This window comes from Burkholderia sp. Bp9015, assembly GCF_003853505.1.
Taxonomy (GTDB): domain Bacteria; phylum Pseudomonadota; class Gammaproteobacteria; order Burkholderiales; family Burkholderiaceae; genus Burkholderia.
The window spans coordinates 1-16665 of the sequence record NZ_QTPZ01000013.1 but is presented as its reverse complement, the minus strand read 5'-3'; the positions used below and the strand labels follow the sequence as shown (position 1 = coordinate 16665).

Annotated in this window: 14 protein-coding genes; 9 read left to right on the top strand and 5 right to left on the bottom strand. The window is 68.6% G+C overall.

What is annotated here, in order from left to right:
- Nucleotides 1-60: 60 nt before the first annotated feature.
- From DIE12_RS15785 to dacB, 3 genes are all read right to left on the bottom strand, one after another.
- Entirely contained in the window at nt 61-1206 is a 1146-nt protein-coding gene (locus tag DIE12_RS15785) for an SGNH/GDSL hydrolase family protein (RefSeq protein WP_124486926.1), read from the bottom strand.
- 95 nt (nt 1207-1301) lie between these two features.
- Nucleotides 1302-2216 carry a sterol desaturase family protein gene (locus tag DIE12_RS15780; protein WP_124521095.1) on the bottom strand — a complete coding sequence of 305 codons (915 nt, stop codon included), beginning with the start codon at nt 2214-2216 and terminating at the stop codon, nt 1302-1304.
- Between the two features lie 441 nt (nt 2217-2657).
- Nucleotides 2658-4193, bottom strand: a complete 1536-nt coding sequence (gene dacB / locus DIE12_RS15775) for a D-alanyl-D-alanine carboxypeptidase/D-alanyl-D-alanine-endopeptidase (protein ID WP_124486928.1) — start codon at nt 4191-4193, stop codon at nt 2658-2660.
- A gap of 183 nt (nt 4194-4376) precedes the next feature.
- Here dacB and DIE12_RS15770 point away from each other — a divergent pair, with 183 nt between their 5' ends.
- The 6 genes from DIE12_RS15770 to DIE12_RS15745 all read left to right on the top strand — a co-directional run bounded on the left by DIE12_RS15770 (nt 4377) and on the right by DIE12_RS15745 (nt 9762).
- Nucleotides 4377-5039 (top strand): response regulator, encoded by a 663-nt coding sequence (locus DIE12_RS15770; RefSeq protein WP_044844495.1) that lies wholly within the window; start codon nt 4377-4379, stop codon nt 5037-5039.
- 3 nt (nt 5040-5042) lie between these two features.
- Nucleotides 5043-6389: an ATP-binding protein gene (locus tag DIE12_RS15765; protein WP_124486929.1), complete on the top strand. Its 1347-nt coding sequence runs from the start codon at nt 5043-5045 to the stop codon at nt 6387-6389.
- A 120-nt stretch (nt 6390-6509) separates the two neighbouring features.
- Nucleotides 6510-7994 carry a DegQ family serine endoprotease gene (locus DIE12_RS15760; RefSeq protein ID WP_044844493.1) on the top strand — a complete coding sequence of 495 codons (1485 nt, stop codon included), beginning with the start codon at nt 6510-6512 and terminating at the stop codon, nt 7992-7994.
- 93 nt (nt 7995-8087) lie between these two features.
- Complete coding sequence (locus DIE12_RS15755) at nt 8088-8525, top strand: carboxypeptidase-like regulatory domain-containing protein (protein ID WP_124521097.1); 438 nt, start codon at nt 8088-8090, stop codon at nt 8523-8525.
- Nucleotides 8526-8663: 138 nt separating this feature from the next.
- On the top strand, nt 8664-9023 hold the full coding sequence (locus DIE12_RS15750) for a DUF427 domain-containing protein (protein WP_044844491.1): 360 nt from the start codon (nt 8664-8666) through the stop codon (nt 9021-9023).
- Between the two features lie 28 nt (nt 9024-9051).
- On the top strand, nt 9052-9762 hold the full coding sequence (locus tag DIE12_RS15745) for a CoxG family protein (protein ID WP_124521099.1): 711 nt from the start codon (nt 9052-9054) through the stop codon (nt 9760-9762).
- 73 nt (nt 9763-9835) lie between these two features.
- Here the strand turns inward: DIE12_RS15745 and DIE12_RS15740 are convergent, their stop codons facing one another.
- The gene (locus tag DIE12_RS15740; RefSeq protein WP_124521101.1) at nt 9836-10837 is read right to left on the bottom strand and encodes a helix-turn-helix domain-containing protein; all 1002 of its coding nucleotides are present in this window, start codon (nt 10835-10837) and stop codon (nt 9836-9838) included.
- Nucleotides 10838-10989: 152 nt separating this feature from the next.
- Here DIE12_RS15740 and DIE12_RS15735 point away from each other — a divergent pair, with 152 nt between their 5' ends.
- Nucleotides 10990-11643, top strand: a complete 654-nt coding sequence (locus DIE12_RS15735) for a cysteine hydrolase family protein (protein ID WP_124486933.1) — start codon at nt 10990-10992, stop codon at nt 11641-11643.
- Between the two features lie 5 nt (nt 11644-11648).
- On the opposite strand, the gene DIE12_RS15730 is transcribed toward DIE12_RS15735, so the two are convergent.
- The gene (locus DIE12_RS15730; protein ID WP_124486934.1) at nt 11649-12290 is read right to left on the bottom strand and encodes a TetR family transcriptional regulator; all 642 of its coding nucleotides are present in this window, start codon (nt 12288-12290) and stop codon (nt 11649-11651) included.
- 398 nt (nt 12291-12688) lie between these two features.
- Here DIE12_RS15730 and DIE12_RS15725 point away from each other — a divergent pair, with 398 nt between their 5' ends.
- Entirely contained in the window at nt 12689-13966 is a 1278-nt protein-coding gene (locus DIE12_RS15725) for an efflux RND transporter periplasmic adaptor subunit (protein WP_124486935.1), read from the top strand.
- A gap of 15 nt (nt 13967-13981) precedes the next feature.
- Nucleotides 13982-16665: efflux RND transporter permease subunit (locus DIE12_RS15720; protein WP_124551297.1), on the top strand; the 2684-nt coding region annotated here is incomplete at its 3' end.

Sequence of the window (16665 nt, the reverse complement as noted above, 5' to 3'; positions counted from 1 at the left end):
GAAACAACGCCCGACCGGCGAACCGGTCGGGCGTTATTGTTTGCGCGCGTGGCGGGCGGCTTATTTGCCGACGCCCGAAGCCGCGATCTGCTTCTCCACGAACTGTGCGAACAGCGCGTGCAGGCGCGTCGTCGGGTGGACCGTGTCGGCGAACATGTAGGTCTGGTCCGCGTTCGGGACCGTGTAGGTCTGCGGCGAGCAGAACAGCGACGAGCCGAATGCGGTCGCGTTCGCGACGCCGTACTGCGTCGCGGCCGCGACCATCGCCTTCAGGTTGCACGCGGTGTCGGTGTTCGACACGCTGAAGCCGTTCGCCTGGTAGTTGGCCGCGATGCCGTCCTGCCACGTGAACGTGTCGAGCAACGCGACCTTCGTCGTGTCGACCTTCAGCGCAGCCAGCGTGCCGGCGAGCGTCTGGTTGAACAGCCCCGACAGTTGCGTGAACGCGGCCTGCGTCTGCGCGCCGCCCTGCAGCGCGAGCGGCGTGCCGCCGATGTCCGGCACGTTCGACACGTACACGTGCGCCGCGCCCGCCGCGACGATCTGCTGGACGATCCCGCCGAGCTGCTGCGCGGCCAGGCCGATCGCCTGCGCCGCCGCGAGTTGCGCGGCCGGCGTGTTGCCTTGCGCCTGCGCGACCTGCGCCTGGTAGAAGATGTCGTTCGCGCCGCCGTTGACCAGCACGATCTGGCCGGCGTTGAAGCTGCCGTGCTGCGTCAGGTACTGCTTGACCTGATCGGCGATCGGCGTCGTGGTCGCCTGCGCGTAGTCGGCGTTCGGCACGCTCGCGTCCGCGTGGCCGATGCCCGGCTGCAGCGTCACGCGCGAGCCGCCCTGTGCATAGCCGAGGCCGCCCGTCGCCTGCAGCGGAATGCCGAAGCCGCCCTGGTTCGCGGGCTGCAGCGTGTCGCCGTAGTACTGCGCGACATCCTGGGTCCACACCTGGCCGGGGTTGGTCGTGAAGCGGCCGCCGCCGAAGCCGAGCTTGATCTGCGAGTAGGTGCCGGCGTCCGACAGGCTGTCGCCGAACGATACGATCTGCATCTTCACGCCGGACGGCGGCGTGTTCGACGCGCTGCTGCTGTTGTTGTCGTCACCGCCGCCGCATGCGGCGAGCAAGGCGAGCGCGGCGCCCGCGATCGCGACTTGCGCGGTGCGCAGCAGGCGTTGGCGGTTGCGCGACGGAGTGTGTTGTCGTGACTGCATCGATGGATCTCCTCGTAGATATGGCCTGATGTATTGTGCATCTGCCGCGCGTCTCCTCCGGTACTGGCTGCGCGGCGGCCGTTGGCTGAAGCGGATTATTGGTCGCGCACGGCCGCGAGCGGCGTGGTGCGCGGATCGTGGTTTGCGGCCTCGGCGATCTGCGCATGATAAGCGCTCGCCCATTCGGGCGGGCCGAAAATCGCGCGCAGCTTGTTGCGCCATCCATGGACGCGCAACGCGTCGGCCGCCATCGACACCCACTCGTGAAACGTCGCGACGAGCGGGTTGTTCGAGCCGAGCGGCTCGACGATTCCGAATTGCGGCGGATCGTCGGGCGACTCCTCGACGTAGCTGCCGAACAGGCGATCCCAGATCACGAGCACACCTGCGTAATTGCGGTCGATGTAGCGCGGGTTGCGTGCATGGTGCGCGCGATGGATCGACGGCGTGTTGAGCACGTATTCGAGCCAGCCGAGCTTGCCGATCGCCTGCGTATGCACGAAGAACTGGAACGCGAGGTTGATCAGCACGACGCCGACGATCTGCTGCGGCGGAAAGCCGAGGAACGCGAGCGGCAGCCAGAACGCCCACATGCCCGCGACGGGATACATCAGGCTCTGCCGGAACGCGGTCGAGAAATTCATCCGCTCGGACGAGTGGTGCACGACGTGCGCGGCCCACAGCCAGCGCACGCGATGGCTCGCGCGATGGAACCCGTAGTAGAGGAGATCCTGGCCGACGAACAGCACGGCGAACGACAGCCAGCCGTCGTGCCACGTGAACAGCCGGAAATGTGCGTAGCAGTACGCATAAACGGGGATCACGAACAGCCACGCGAGCTTGTCGGCGGCCTGGTGCATCAGCGCGAGCGCCGCATTGCACAGCGTGTCGCCCCACGCATAGAGATGATCCTGCGCGCGCGTGCGGGCGAGGTGCCAGGCCTCCCACGCGATGCAGAGCAGGAAGACGGGCGCCAGCGCGAGCAGAAGCAATTCGACGTCGAATCGCATGGACGTGTCTCCTCCTTTCCCCTGCAAGCCGTGAGGCCGGGCGTATGGCCCGTTGTAGATATCGGTCAGGCCAACAGCCTACGCAATCGGCACGCGCTAGGCGAGGGGGTAGCGTAGAGGGTTCCCTCTGAGCGGCCCAAACCGGTCGCTTCGCGCCAGGCCGCCGAGGGGGCGTCGTGCGGGGCGGAAAACCTGGGGGCGGCCCGGCGTTTTCTTGAGGACAGGGTTTCTACGGAAGCCATGCGGAACGGGGCCGCGCGGTGCGGCCCCGTTTCATGGGCACGGCTGGCGGGCGCTGCGCGGCGCGCCGGCGGCCGGGACCGTTTCAAACCGCGCGGCGAGAACGCCCGGGGTGCGGGGCGCCCCGACATGTGGCGCCGCCCGCGATCGACGCAAGCCGGCAGCGCGGCATGCGTGCGCCGCTTCGCGGCGCGTGCGTCGTCAGTGCGCGCCCGCGTAGATCCATTCGAGCAGCGTGTCGTGCGCGGCACGCGCGCCTTCGGCGCGATCGTCGTTGATGAAGCTGACGACGATGTAGCTCTGCCCGTCGGCGCCCGCGACGTAGCCCGCGATCGCGCGCACGTCGCGCAGCGTGCCGGTCTTGATGTGCGCGTTGCCGAGCACGCCGGCGTTGGTGAGACGGTTCTTCATCGTGCCGTCGATGCCGGCGATCGGCAGCGAATCGATGAACGCCTGCGCGACGGGGCTCGCGTTCGCCGCCTGCAGCAGCGCGGCGAGCGACTGCGCGCTCACGTGTTCTTCGCGCGACAGGCCCGAGCCGTTCTCGAGGTCGAGGTCGGGCATCGCGATCCCGCTCTTCTGCAGGAACGCGCGAATCGCGCGACTCGACTGCTCGGGCGTCGCGGGCGGCTTGCCGGCGACCGCGCCGATCGTCAGGAACAGGTTGCGCGCCATCACGTTGTTGCTGAACTTGTTGATGTCGTAGACGATGCTGCCGAGCACGGGGCTGTGATGGACCGCGAGCGGCCGTGCGGTGGTTGGCACCTTGCCTTCGCTGACGGGGCCCGCGATCGTGCCGCCGTCCTGCTGCCACAGCGCGAGGAAGCCGCGTGCGAAGAACGTCGTGTGATCGAGGATCGCGAGGTTCGTGGTGTGCGCGCCGCAGCGCAGCGGATAGTCGCCGGCGAACGAGGCGGTCATTATGCCGCCGCCGCCCGCCGACAACGTCGGACGCGCGGCCGCGGCCGCCGCGCCGCACGACCCGGTGCCTTCGACCAGCTGGTTGTCGATCGACAGGTTCGCGAGCGGCGGCAGCACGTCGACGGCGATCTTGCCGTCGTCGCCCGGCGTCACCGTGAACGACACGGCCTTGAACGCATACAACAGCGGATCGGGGCCGACGTTGTACGGCGCGCTCACGTCGTCGTCGAACGACGGCAGGTCGCGTGTCGACGCGGCGAAATAGCTCTTGTCGAGCACGAGGCCGCCGGCCACGCGCTTGATGCCCGCCTTGCGGATCTTGTCGACGAGGTCGATCAGTTCCTCCGGTACGAGCTTCGGATCGCCGGTGCCCTTGATGTAGAGGTTGCCCTGCAGCGTGCCGTCCGGATCGACCGGGCCGTCCGCGTACGCGGTGGTGCGCCAGCGGAAGTCGGGGCCGAGGATCGACAGCCCCGAGAAGGTCGTGACGAGCTTCATCGTCGACGCCGGCATCATCGGCCGGCTCGCGTTCCACGCGATCAGCGGCTCGGGATCGCCGACGCGCTCGACGACGACGCTCATCGCCGAGGCCGGCACCTTCGCCCGCTGCAGTGCGACGAGCACGGACGCCGGCAGGCCGGCCGCCCGCGCGGCGGGCGACACCACGGCGGTCTTGCGCGCTTCCTTGTGGGACTTCTTGCGGGCCTGCGCGGACGGTGCGAACGCAAGGGCCGTGCAGGTGGCGACGACGGCGGCCGCCCGCAGGAAGGGGCGGGCGCGGGGGGCGAACCGGGCGGAAAAATCGGAAATCGGCATGGGCGAATACGGGAAAAGCATCGGGCTCGGGCAGGGCGCGCGCGGCGCCGGAGCGCACATTGTAGAGACAAGTGCGCACACGCCCCTTGCAATCCGCCTTTCTGTTGCATTGCAGGCGGCGCACCCGATTCGCGGCGCTACAATGGTCGCCATGTCTTACTCGTCAGATGGGTTCCGGTTCCGATGCGGATTCTGCTTGTTGAAGACGATCGAATGATCGCCGAGGGCGTACGCAAGGCGTTGCGCGCCGACGGCTTCGCGGTCGACTGGGTGCAGGACGGCGACGCCGCGCTCACGGCGCTCGGCGGCGAGACGTACGACCTGCTGCTGCTCGACCTCGGCCTGCCGAAGCGCGACGGCATCGACGTGCTGCGCACGCTGCGCGCGCGCGGGCAGTCGCTGCCGGTGCTGATCGTCACCGCGCGCGATGCGGTGGCCGATCGCGTGAAGGGGCTCGACGCGGGCGCCGACGACTACCTCGTCAAGCCGTTCGACCTCGACGAACTGGGCGCGCGGATGCGCGCGCTGATCCGCCGCCAGGCGGGGCGCAGCGAGTCGCTGATCCGCCACGGCGCGCTGACGCTCGACCCCGCGTCGCACCAGGTGACGCTCGACGGCGCGCCCGTCGCGCTGTCCGCGCGCGAGTTCGCGCTGCTCGAGGCGCTGCTCGCGCGGCCCGGCGCGGTGCTGTCGAAAAGCCAGCTCGAGGAAAAGATGTACGGCTGGGGCGAGGAGATCGGCAGCAACACGGTCGAGGTCTACATCCACGCGCTGCGCAAGAAGCTCGGCTCGGACCTGATCCGCAACGTGCGCGGGCTCGGCTACATGGTCGTCAAGGAAAGCTGACGCGTGCGGTCGATTCGTCATCAACTACTGATCTGGCTGCTCGCGATCGTCGTCGCGGGCGTGGGCGCCGCGGGCTGGCTGATCTACCGGCAGGCGCTCGCCGAAGCGAACGAGCTGTTCGACTACCAGCTGCAGGAAATCGCCGCGGCGCTGCCGTCCGAGCCGTTTTCGCAGGTGTTCGGTTCGCGCACCAACGGCGACGAAGGCATCGTGATCCAGATCTGGAACCGCAACGGCGTGCTGATGTACTTCTCGCATCCGCGCGCGCCGATCGCGCCGCGCGCGGAACTCGGCTTCTCGACCGAGCGCACCGATCGCGGCGAATGGCGCGTGTACGGCGCGATCGTCGGCGACAACGTCGTGCAGCTCGCGCAGCCGCTGTCGGTGCGCAACCGGCTCGCGGCGAACGTCGCGCTGCGCACGCTGTGGCCGCTGATCGTGCTGCTGCCGTTTCTCGGCGCGGCGGTCTGGATGATCGTCGGGCAAGGGCTCGCGCCGCTCGAGCGCCTCACGCGCGCGGTCGAGGCGCGCCGGCCGGAAGCGCTCGATCCGTTGCCCGATGCGCGCCTGCCGCTCGAGGTGCAGCCGCTTGTGCGCGCGCTGAACGGGCTGCTCGCGCGGCTCGCGGCCGCGCTCGACACGCAGAAGGCCTTCGTCGCCGATGCCGCGCACGAGCTGCGCACGCCGCTCGCGGCCGTGCAGATCCAGGCGCAGCTCGTCGCGCGCGCGAAGGACGACGCTTCGCGCCGCGAGGCGCTCGCCGATCTGCAGGACGGCGTCACGCGCGCGACGCGCCTCGCCGAGCAACTGCTCGCGCTGGCGCGCGCCGAACCGGACGGCGCGACGATGCGCGAGCCGGTCGACCTGCAGGCGCTGCTGGTCGAATGCGTGGCCGCGCATGCACCACTCGCGCAACGGCACAGCATCGATCTCGGCTTCGAGGAGACGCGCGCGGCGACCGTCGTCGCGGACGTCGGCGCGCTGCGCGTGATGTTCGGCAACCTGCTCGACAACGCGGTGAAGTACACGCCGGACGGCGGCCGCATCGACGTGTCGCTGACGCGCGACGCGGCCGGCCGCGCGTGCGTGCAGATCGGCGACAGCGGCCCCGGCATCCCGGCCGAAGAGCGCGAGCGCGTGTTCGACCGCTTCTACCGCGACAGCTCCGCGCGGGCGCGGGCCGACGTGTCGGGCAGCGGGCTGGGGCTCGCGATCGTCAAGCGCGTGGCGGCTCAGCAGGGCGCGACCGTGACGCTCGGCGACGCGGCCGCGGGCGGCCTGCTCGTGAGCGTCGTGTTCCGCGATGCCGAGCTGCCGCAGCCGGCGCCGCAGGCGTCCGAATCCGTATGACGAACGGCACACCGCGCGGGCGCCGCGCGGTAGCGGCGGCCTAAGCCCCGCTTAAGGTCGATTAAGCCTCCTTTAAGTCAGCGTCGTTACGCTGCGTCCTAACAACGAGGAGGTCCTACGATGAACACCCGATTCCTTGCGCGCGGCGCCGTCGCGGTCGCCGTGGCGGCCGCCCTGTCCGCCGGTTATGTCGCGGGCACCCGCCGCGCCGATCCGCAGATCATCACGCCCGCGCAGGCCGCCGCGCTGATGCCGGCCGAGGCCGCGGCGAAGACCGGCATTCCCGATTTCTCCGGGCTGGTCGAAACCTACGGCCCGGCGGTCGTGAACATCAGCGCAAAGCACGTCGTGAAGCAGGTGTCGCGGCGCGTGCCGCAGCCGCAGCTGCCGATGGATCCGAGCGATCCGTTCTACCAGTTCTTCAAGCACTTCTACGGCCAGGTGCCGGGCATGGGCGGCGACACGCAGCCGGACGACCAGCCGAGCGCGAGCCTCGGGTCGGGATTCATCGTCAGCTCGGACGGGTACATCCTCACCAATGCGCACGTGATCGACGGCGCGAACGTCGTTACGGTCAAGCTGACCGACAAGCGCGAGTACAAGGCGAAGGTCGTCGGCGCCGACAAGCAGTCCGACGTGGCGGTGCTGAAGATCGACGCGAGCGGCCTGCCGACCGTGAAGATCGGTGACCCGGCACAGAGCAAGGTCGGCCAGTGGGTCGTCGCGATCGGTTCGCCGTACGGCTTCGACAACACGGTCACGTCCGGCATCATCAGCGCGAAATCGCGCGCGCTGCCCGACGAGAACTACACGCCGTTCATCCAGACCGACGTGCCGGTGAACCCCGGCAACTCGGGCGGCCCGCTGTTCAACCTGCAGGGCGAGGTGATCGGCATCAACTCGATGATCTACTCGCAGACGGGCGGCTTCCAGGGCCTGTCGTTCGCGATCCCGATCAACGAGGCGATCAAGGTCAAGGACGAGCTCGTGAAGACCGGCCACGTGAGCCGCGGTCGCCTCGGCGTCGCCGTGCAGGGGCTGAACCAGACGCTCGCGAGCTCGTTCGGACTGCAGAAGCCGGACGGCGCGCTCGTCAGCTCGGTCGACCCGAATGGCCCGGCCGCGAAGGCCGGCCTGCAGCCGGGCGACGTGATCCTCGCGGTCAACGGCTCGCCGGTGGCCGACTCCACGTCGCTGCCCGCGCAGATCGCGAACCTGAAGCCGGGCTCGAAGGCCGACCTGCAGGTGTGGCGCGACAAGTCGACGAAGTCGATCAGCGTGACGCTCGGCGCGATGACCGACGCGAAGCTGGCATCGAACGACGGCGGCCCCGTCGAGCAGGGGCGCCTCGGCGTCGCGGTGCGTCCGCTCACGCCGCAGGAGCGCAGTGCCGCCAACCTGTCGCACGGGCTGATCGTGCAGCAGGCCGGTGGGCCGGCAGCCAGCGCGGGCATCCAGCCCGGCGACGTGATCCTCGCGGTCAACGGCCGCCCGGTCACGAGCCCCGAGCAGTTGCGCGACGCGGTCAAGGGAGCAGGCAACAGTCTTGCTCTCCTGATCCAGCGGGATAATGCACAGATCTTCGTGCCGGTCGACCTGAGCTGACCGGCGGCCGTTGCGGGCCGGCCTGGCCGGCCCCGACGGGCGTCGCCGGCGTTCGGCCCGTGGTGCTGTGTTCCGACCCGAAAGGAGGGAGCCATGCAATATCTACGCAACGTGTCCCGATTTGCCGTCGCGGCGGCGCTGGCCGCCGGCTTCGCCGCCGCCGTGCCCGGCGCGTACGCGCAATCGGACGGCTTGCCCGCGGCGAGCCAGCAGGGCGATGTCAGCTACGTGTCGGGCGGCATCGGCAAGGATCAATCGACGGCATTCGAGAGCAACGAGGCGGCGTGGCCGCTGGCGCTGCGGTTCACCGGCAAGGGCGGCGAATACCTGGCCGACGTCCATGTGCGGATCGTCGACGGCAAGGGCACCGAGCTGCTGGCGACGGACGCGCGCGGGCCGTACATGCTCGTGAAGCTGCCGCCGGGGCGCTACACCGTGCACGCGTCGTACCAGGGCAGCGACGAATCGCGCGCGGTCACGGTCGGCGCGAAGGGCGGCGCGAAGGTCGCGTTTCAGTGGAGTGCGCAGTAGCGCGTCGCGCGCAGGCCCGGCCGGGCCGCGCAATCGGGCCCAGTTTCGCCCATAATGAAGGCCACGGCACTTGTGCCGTGGCTTTTTCGTTTCCGGCCCGCGGCTTGCGCGCCGGGACCGCCGCCCGGAGGAGAAACGATGTCCGATGCCGCCGACCCTCGCCTCGAAATCGTGCCGAACCGCCATCGCGTGCGCGTGATCCATCGCGGCATCACGTATGCCGATTCGCACGGCGCGCTGACCGTGCGCGAAACGGGCCTGCCGGATATCCATTACCTGCCGCGCGGCGACGTGAACATGCACCGGCTCGTGAAGTCGAGCGTCACGACGGACTGTCCGCTGAGGGGCCGGGCCGTGTATTTCGACCTGCAGACCGAAGACGGCGTGATCGAGAACGCCGCATGGAGTTACGAGGAACCGGGGGCGACCGCGTCCGCGCTTGCGCACTACGTCGCCTTCGACGTCGCACGGGTCGACAGTCTCGTCGAGACGTCCTGATGCGGCGCGTGTTCATCGGGGAGGCATCATGGAACTGAACGACACGTTACGCGTACCGCTCGCGCCGGCCGTCGTGCGGGCGGCGCTCGAGGATCTCGCGCTGCTGCGGGCGAGCTTCGATCATTGCGAATCGTTCGTGAAGCTCGCGCGCGGCGAGTTCGCGCTGACCATCACGGTGCCGCTCGGCCCGCTGCGCGCGCGCTACGACGTGCGTGCGCATTCGGCGAGCGAGCAGGGCGACGCGGAAGGGCAGCCGCGCCGCGTGCTCAACTTCAAGGCGCGGGCCGACGGCCTCGGCGCGCTGCGCGGGCAGGTCGAGCTCGTGCTGCGGCCGGACGATGACGACACGGCCGAGACGTGCATCGAATACGTGGTGTGGGCGACGGCGAGCGGGCCGCTCGCCGAGCTGCCGGCGCGGCAGATCGAGAACGCGCTGCACGAGTGGACGGACGATTTCTTCCGCGAATTCTGCGCGGTCGTGCAGGCGAAGCACGGTCTCGTGCCGAACCGCGCGCGCTCGAGCCCGCAGCGTCGCCAGCATGTGTTCCTGCGGCCGGCGTCGCTGATGGCCGCGGCGAAGCGTCCGCTGCCGCCGCACCTCGGCGGGGCGCTCGGCGGCCGCGCCGCGAGCGCCGTGCATCATCGCGAATCGGGTCCGCTGCCCGTCTGGGCGTGGGCCGCGATCGTCGTGTTCGTGGCGCTGCTGCTGTACGCGGCGCGCTGGATCAACGGCACCTGAGCGCCTGCGCGCGCCGCCGCGCTGTCTCATTGTCCGGCCGGTCGCCGGCCGTTCGTCGGCGGTGCGGCCGCCGCTAGCGTCGGGCGTCGGGCCCGGCGCCGCGAAATTCCCGCCGATATGCCGACGGCGACGTGCCGAGCGCGCCCGCGAAATGCTGGCGCAGCGACACGCTCGAGCCGTAGCCGGCCGCTTGCGCGATCGCGTCGATCGATTGTCCGGTGGTTTCCAGCAGATGCTGCGCGCGCGTGAGCCGCTCGGCCTGCAGCCACGCGGTGACGGTCGTGCCCGTCGCCTGGCGGAAGTGGCGCGTGAAGGTGCGCCGGCTCATCAGCACGCGTTCTGCGAGCGAATCCACACTGTGCGCGACGTCGAGATGCGCGCGCACCCAGTCGAGCAGGCCCGCGAGGCGCGCGTCGCGCGGATGCGCGGCGACCGGCTGCGGCACGTATTGCGCCTGGCCGCCCTGGCGGTGCGGCGGGATCACGAGACGCCGCGCGATCCGGTTCGCGGCGTCCGAGCCGAAGCGCCGCCGCACGACGTGCAGGCAGCAGTCGAGCCCCGCGGCCGTGCCGGCCGACGTCATCAGGTTGCCGTCGTCGACGTACAGCACGTCGGGGTCGAGCTTCACGCGCGGAAAGCGCTGCGCGAAGTCGTCGGCCCACGCCCAGTGTGTCGTGGCCGGGCGCCCGTCGAGCAGCCCGGCCGCGGCGAGCACGTACGCGCCGAGGCACAGGCCGACCACCTGCGCGCCGCGCGCGGCGGCCGCGCGTACCGCATCGACCAGCACGTCCGGCGGCGCTTCGTCGGGATCGCGCCATGCCGGCACGATCACGATGTCCGCGTCGTCGAGCGCGTCGAGCCCGTAAGGCGCGGTGATCGTGAAGCCGCCCGTCGTCGACAGCGGGCCGCGCTCGGCCGAGCACACGCGGCACTCGAACGCGGGCATCGCGGCCGCATCGCGCTCCTTGCCGAACACGACGGACGGCACCGACAGGTGGAACGGGCTGATGCCGTCGTACGCGATCACGGCGACGACGGTCGAGGCGGGGGCAACGGACGACGCAGCGGCGCGCATGACGGGCTCCGGGGTGGCGATGGCCCGATTCTATCGAAGAATGGCTATCGGGCCACTGTCCGCCGGCGCGATGCAATCCGACAATGCATCGCATCGCGCTGCTGTCCGCCCCGTTCCGGAGCGGGGCGGCGCGGCCGAACCCGGAGCCTGCCATGTCGAACGCCGTATCGTCTTCCGCTTCCCGCCGTGCCCTGATCGTGATCGATGTCCAGAACGAATACGTGACCGGCAACCTGCCGATCGAATATCCGCCCGTCGACGCGTCGCTGGCGAACATCGGCCGCGCGATCGACGCCGCGCACGCGGCCGGCGTGCCGGTGATCGTCGTCCAGCACGTCGCGCCGGCGGGCGCGCCGATCTTCGCACCGGGCACCGACGGTGTCGCGCTGCATCCGGTCGTCGCCGACCGGCCGTATGCGCACCTCGTCGTGAAGGCGCAGGCCAGTTCGTTCGCCGGCACCGATCTCGCCGCGTGGCTCGACGCGCACGGCATCGATACGCTCGCGGTCGCCGGCTACATGACGCACAACTGCAATGCGTCGACGGTCTATCACGCGGCCCACGCGGGGCTCGCCGTCGAATACCTGGCGGACGCGACCGGCGCGTTGCCGTACGCGAACGAAGCGGGCGCGGCGAGCGCCGAAGAGATTCACCGCGCGTACACGGTGGTGTTCCAGTCGAATTTCGCGGCCGTGATGTCGACCGACGCATGGATCGCGGGACTCGGCGGCGCGGCGATGCCGACGCGCGATTCGGTGGCCGCGTCGAACCGGCGGGCCCGCGCGCAACGCGCGAAGGCGGCCTGAGCCGGTCAGTCGCCCGTCTTCAGCATCGCCGGGCTGTAACGCATCATGTCGAAGCAGCCGTCGACGAGCTGTTCCGCATGCTGCTCGGCGTCGATCTCGTCGGGCAGCATCAGCATGTCGCGCACGAAACCGCTGACGAGCGTGTGCAGCATCAGCGTCGCGCGCCACGTGTCGAGCCGCTCGGGCAGCAGCTTGAGCCGCACGGCGCCCGCGAGATCGGCATCGATCGCGTGCAGCGCCTCGCTCATCCCCGCGCGGTTGCGCTGCAGCAGCGGCTCCATGTCCGCGACGTACTCGCACTTCATGAACAGGATGCTGAACACGCGCCGCAACTGCGAGTCGCGCTGCACGCCGAGCAGGCACCAGATCAGGATCTTGCGGATCTTCTCCAGCGGATTGCCGCCGGGCGCATCGAGCGGCATCCGCTTGAGTTCGTCGATCGGCAGGAACACGCGGTCGAACATCGCGTCGAACAGCTCGCTCTTGTTCGCGAAATGCCAGTAGATCGCGCCGCGCGTCACGCCGGCGTGATGGGCGATGTCCGCGAGCGACGTGTGCGACACGCCCTTCTCGAAGAACACGTGTTCGGCGGCGTCGAGAATGCGGTTGCGCGTCTCGAGCGCCTCCTCCTTGGTGCGTCTGACCATGTGCAGGCCTGAATGGATCGATCGTAGGTGAATATAGGGTCCGTAACCCTCGTCGCGGCTGTGCGGACGGGCTATGCTTGCGACTGGTAATAATTCGTAAGACTTGGCGGTTGGCGACGGACGAGCGGGCTTTTTACATACATTCGTGAATGTATATACAATACCACCCTACGATCGAATGACCAAAGTGGCAATCAGTTAATATCCCACTCTGCTGATTCCCGCCAAAGTACCAGTCCGCAGTTCGCGGCATCTCGTCGGCATGGAGGTCTCGTGCCGACTTGCTGTATCCAGTAGTCCAGTAATTCAGGTGTTCGATCTGCGCCGCGAGGCGCATCCGTGTGGCGCTCCGTCCGTGCGCCGCACTCATTCCATTGGTTACACACAGAGGTCGCTCCATGCGCGTCGAACGGGTTCCATACCGCTTGATCACTGTCGCGGCAGCCGCGGTTTTCCTGGCTGCATGCGGAAAAAAAGAATCGGCACCGCCGCCGCAAACGCCGGAAGTCGGCGTCGTCACCGTCCAGCCGCAAGCCGTGCCGGTCTACAGCGAACTGCCGGGCCGTACCAGCGCATTCCTCGTTGCGCAGGTCCGCGCGCGGGTCGACGGCATCGTGCTGCGCCGTGAATTCACCGAAGGCACCGACGTCAAGGCCGGCCAACGTCTGTACAAGATCGATCCGGCGCCGTACCTCGCTGCATTGAACAGCGCGAAGGCGACGCTCGCGAAGGCGCAGGCGAACCTCGTCACGCAGAACGCGCTGGTCGCGCGCTACAAGGTGCTGGTGGCCGCGAACGCGGTCAGCAAGCAGGACTACGACAACGCGGTGGCCACCCAAGGGCAGGCCGCGGCGGACGTCGCGGCCGGCAAGGCGGCGGTCGACACCGCGCAGATCAATCTCGGCTACACGGATGTGGTCTCGCCGATCACCGGCCGCGTCGGCATTTCGCAGGTGACGCCGGGCGCGTACGTGCAGGCGAGCCAGGCGACGCTGATGTCGACGGTGCAGCAGCTCGATCCGGTCTATGTCGACCTGACGCAGTCGAGCCTCGACGGGCTGAAGCTGCGCCAGGACGTGCAGAGCGGCCGCCTGAAGACGAGCGGCCCGGGCGCGGCGAAGGTGTCGCTGATCCTGGAAGACGGCAAGACGTACTCCGAAGCCGGCAAGCTGCAGTTCTCCGACGTGACGGTCGACCAGGCCACCGGCTCGGTGACGATCCGCGCGGTCTTCCCGAACCCGGGCCGCGTGCTGCTGCCGGGGATGTTCGTGCGCGCACGGATCGAGGAAGGCGTGAACGAGAACGCGTTCCTGGTGCCGCAGATCGGCGTCACGCATGACCAGAAGGGCCAGGCGATCGCGATGGTGGTGAACGCGAGCAACAAGGTCGAGCCGCGTCCGCTGAAGACGGCGGGCATGCGCGGCCAGGACTGGATCGTCGAAGGCGGTCTGCAGGCGGGCGACCACGTGATCGTGCAGGGGGGCGAGAAGGTGCGTCCGGGCGCGACCGTGAAGTCGGTGGAGGCACAACTCGCACCGGCGGCCGGTGCCGCATCGGGTGTCGCCGCTGCCACCGCCGCGCCGGCTGCCGCCGGTTCCGGCGCCGCCGCCGCGTCCGGCGCCGCCGCATCGGGCGCAGCGCCGGCGAGCGCCGCCGCTGCTTCGAGCGCGCAATAACAGGGAGCCTGTTTCATGGCAAAGTTTTTTATCGATCGCCCGATCTTCGCGTGGGTGATCGCCATCATCCTGATGCTGGCCGGGGTTGCGGCGATCTTCACGCTGCCGATCGCGCAGTATCCGACGATCGCGCCGCCATCGATCCAGATCACCGCGAACTACCCGGGCGCTTCCGCGAAGACGGTGGAAGACACGGTGACGCAGGTGATCGAGCAGCAGATGAGCGGTCTCGACAACTTCCTGTACATGTCGTCGACGAGTGACGACTCGGGCAACGCCACGATCACGCTGACGTTCGCGCCGGGCACCAACGCCGACATCGCGCAGGTCCAGGTGCAGAACAAGCTGTCGCTCGCGACGCCGGTTCTGCCGCAGGTCGTGCAGCAGCTCGGTCTGTCGGTGACGAAGTCGAGCAGCAGCTTCCTGCTGGTGCTCGCCTTCAACTCCGAAGACGGCAGCATGAACAAGTACGACCTCGCGAACTTCGTGGCGTCGCACGTGAAGGATCCGATCAGCCGGTTGAACGGCGTCGGTACCGTCACGCTGTTCGGCTCGCAGTACGCGATGCGGATCTGGCTCGACCCGACCCGCCTGACGAACTACGGCCTCACGCCGGTCGACGTGACGAGCGCGATCACCGCGCAGAACGTGCAGATCGCGGGCGGCCAGATCGGCGGCACGCCGGCCAAGCCGGGCACCGTGCTGCAGGCGACGATCACCGAATCGACGCTGCTGCAGACGCCCGAGCAGTTCGGCAACATCCTGCTGAAGGTCAACCAGGACGGCTCGCAGGTGCGCTTGAAGGACGTCGCGCAAATCGGCCTCGGCGGCGAAAACTACAACTTCGACACGAAGTACAACGGTCAGCCGACCGCGGCACTCGGTATCCAGCTCGCGACCAACGCGAACGCGCTCGCGACCGCGAAGGCCGTGCGCGCGAAGATCGACGAGCTCGCACCGTTCTTCCCGCACGGCCTCGTCGTGAAGTATCCGTACGACACGACCCCGTTCGTGAAGCTGTCGATCGAGGAAGTGGTCAAGACGCTGCTCGAAGGTATCGTGCTCGTGTTCCTCGTGATGTATCTGTTCCTGCAGAACCTGCGGGCGACGATCATCCCGACGATCGCGGTGCCGGTCGTGCTGCTCGGCACGTTCGCGATCATGTCGCTGGTGGGCTTCTCGATCAACACGTTGTCGATGTTCGGCCTCGTGCTCGCGATCGGCCTGCTGGTGGACGATGCGATCGTGGTGGTGGAGAACGTCGAGCGCGTGATGGCGGAAGAGGGGCTGTCGCCGAAGGAGGCGACCCGCAAGGCGATGGGCCAGATCACCGGCGCACTCGTCGGCGTCGCGCTCGTGCTGTCGGCGGTGTTCGTGCCGGTCGCGTTCTCCGGCGGGTCGGTCGGTGCGATCTATCGTCAGTTCTCGCTGACGATCGTGTCGGCGATGGTGCTGTCGGTGCTGGTCGCGTTGATTCTGACGCCGGCCCTGTGCGCGACGATCCTCAAGCCGATCCCGCAGGGCCATCACGAAGAGAAGAAGGGCTTCTTCGGCTGGTTCAACCGCACGTTCAACAACAGCCGCGACAAGTACCACGTCGGCGTGCACCACGTGATCAAGCGCTCGGGCCGCTGGCTGATCATCTACCTGGTCGTGATCGTCGCGGTCGGCCTGCTGTTCGTGCGCCTGCCGAAGTCGTTCCTGCCCGATGAAGACCAGGGCCTGATGTTCGTGATCGTGCAGACGCCGTCGGGCTCGACGCAGGAAACGACCGCGAAGACGCTCGCGAACATTTCCGACTACCTGCTGAAGGACGAGAAGGAAATCGTCGAATCGGCGTTCACGGTCAACGGCTTCAGCTTCGCCGGCCGCGGCCAGAACTCGGGTCTCGTGTTCGTGCGCCTGAAGGACTACTCGCAGCGCCAGCACGCGAACCAGAAGGTCCAGGCGCTGATCGGCCGGATGTTCGGGCGCTATTCGGGCTACAAGGACGCGATCGTGATCCCGTTCAACCCGCCGTCGATTCCGGAACTCGGGACCGCCGCCGGCTTCGACTTCGAGCTGACGGACAACGCCGGTCTCGGCCACGACGCGCTGATGGCCGCACGTAACCAGCTGCTCGGGATGGCCTCGAAGGATCCGACGCTGCAGGGCGTGCGTCCGAACGGGCTGAACGATACGCCGCAGTACAAGGTCGACATCGATCGCGAGAAGGCGAATGCGCTCGGCGTGACGGCGGATGCGATCGACCAGACGTTCTCGATCGCGTGGGCGTCGAAGTACGTGAACAACTTCCTCGACACCGACGGCCGGATCAAGAAGGTGTACGTGCAGTCGGATGCGCCGTTCCGGATGACGCCGGAGGACATGAACATCTGGTACGTGCGCAACGGGTCGGGCGGGATGGTGCCGTTCAGCGCGTTCGCGACCGGTCACTGGACGTACGGTTCGCCGAAGCTCGAGCGTTACAACGGCGTGTCGGCGATGGAAATCCAGGGTCAGGCCGCACCGGGCAAGTCGACCGGTCAGGCGATGACCGCGATGGAAGGGCTCGCGAAGAAGCTGCCGGTCGGTATCGGCTATTCGTGGACCGGCCTGTCGTTCCAGGAAATCCAGTCCGGCTCGCAGGCGCCGATCCTGTACGCGATCTCGATCCTCGTCGTGTTCCTGTGTCTCGCGGCACTGTATGAAAGCTGGTC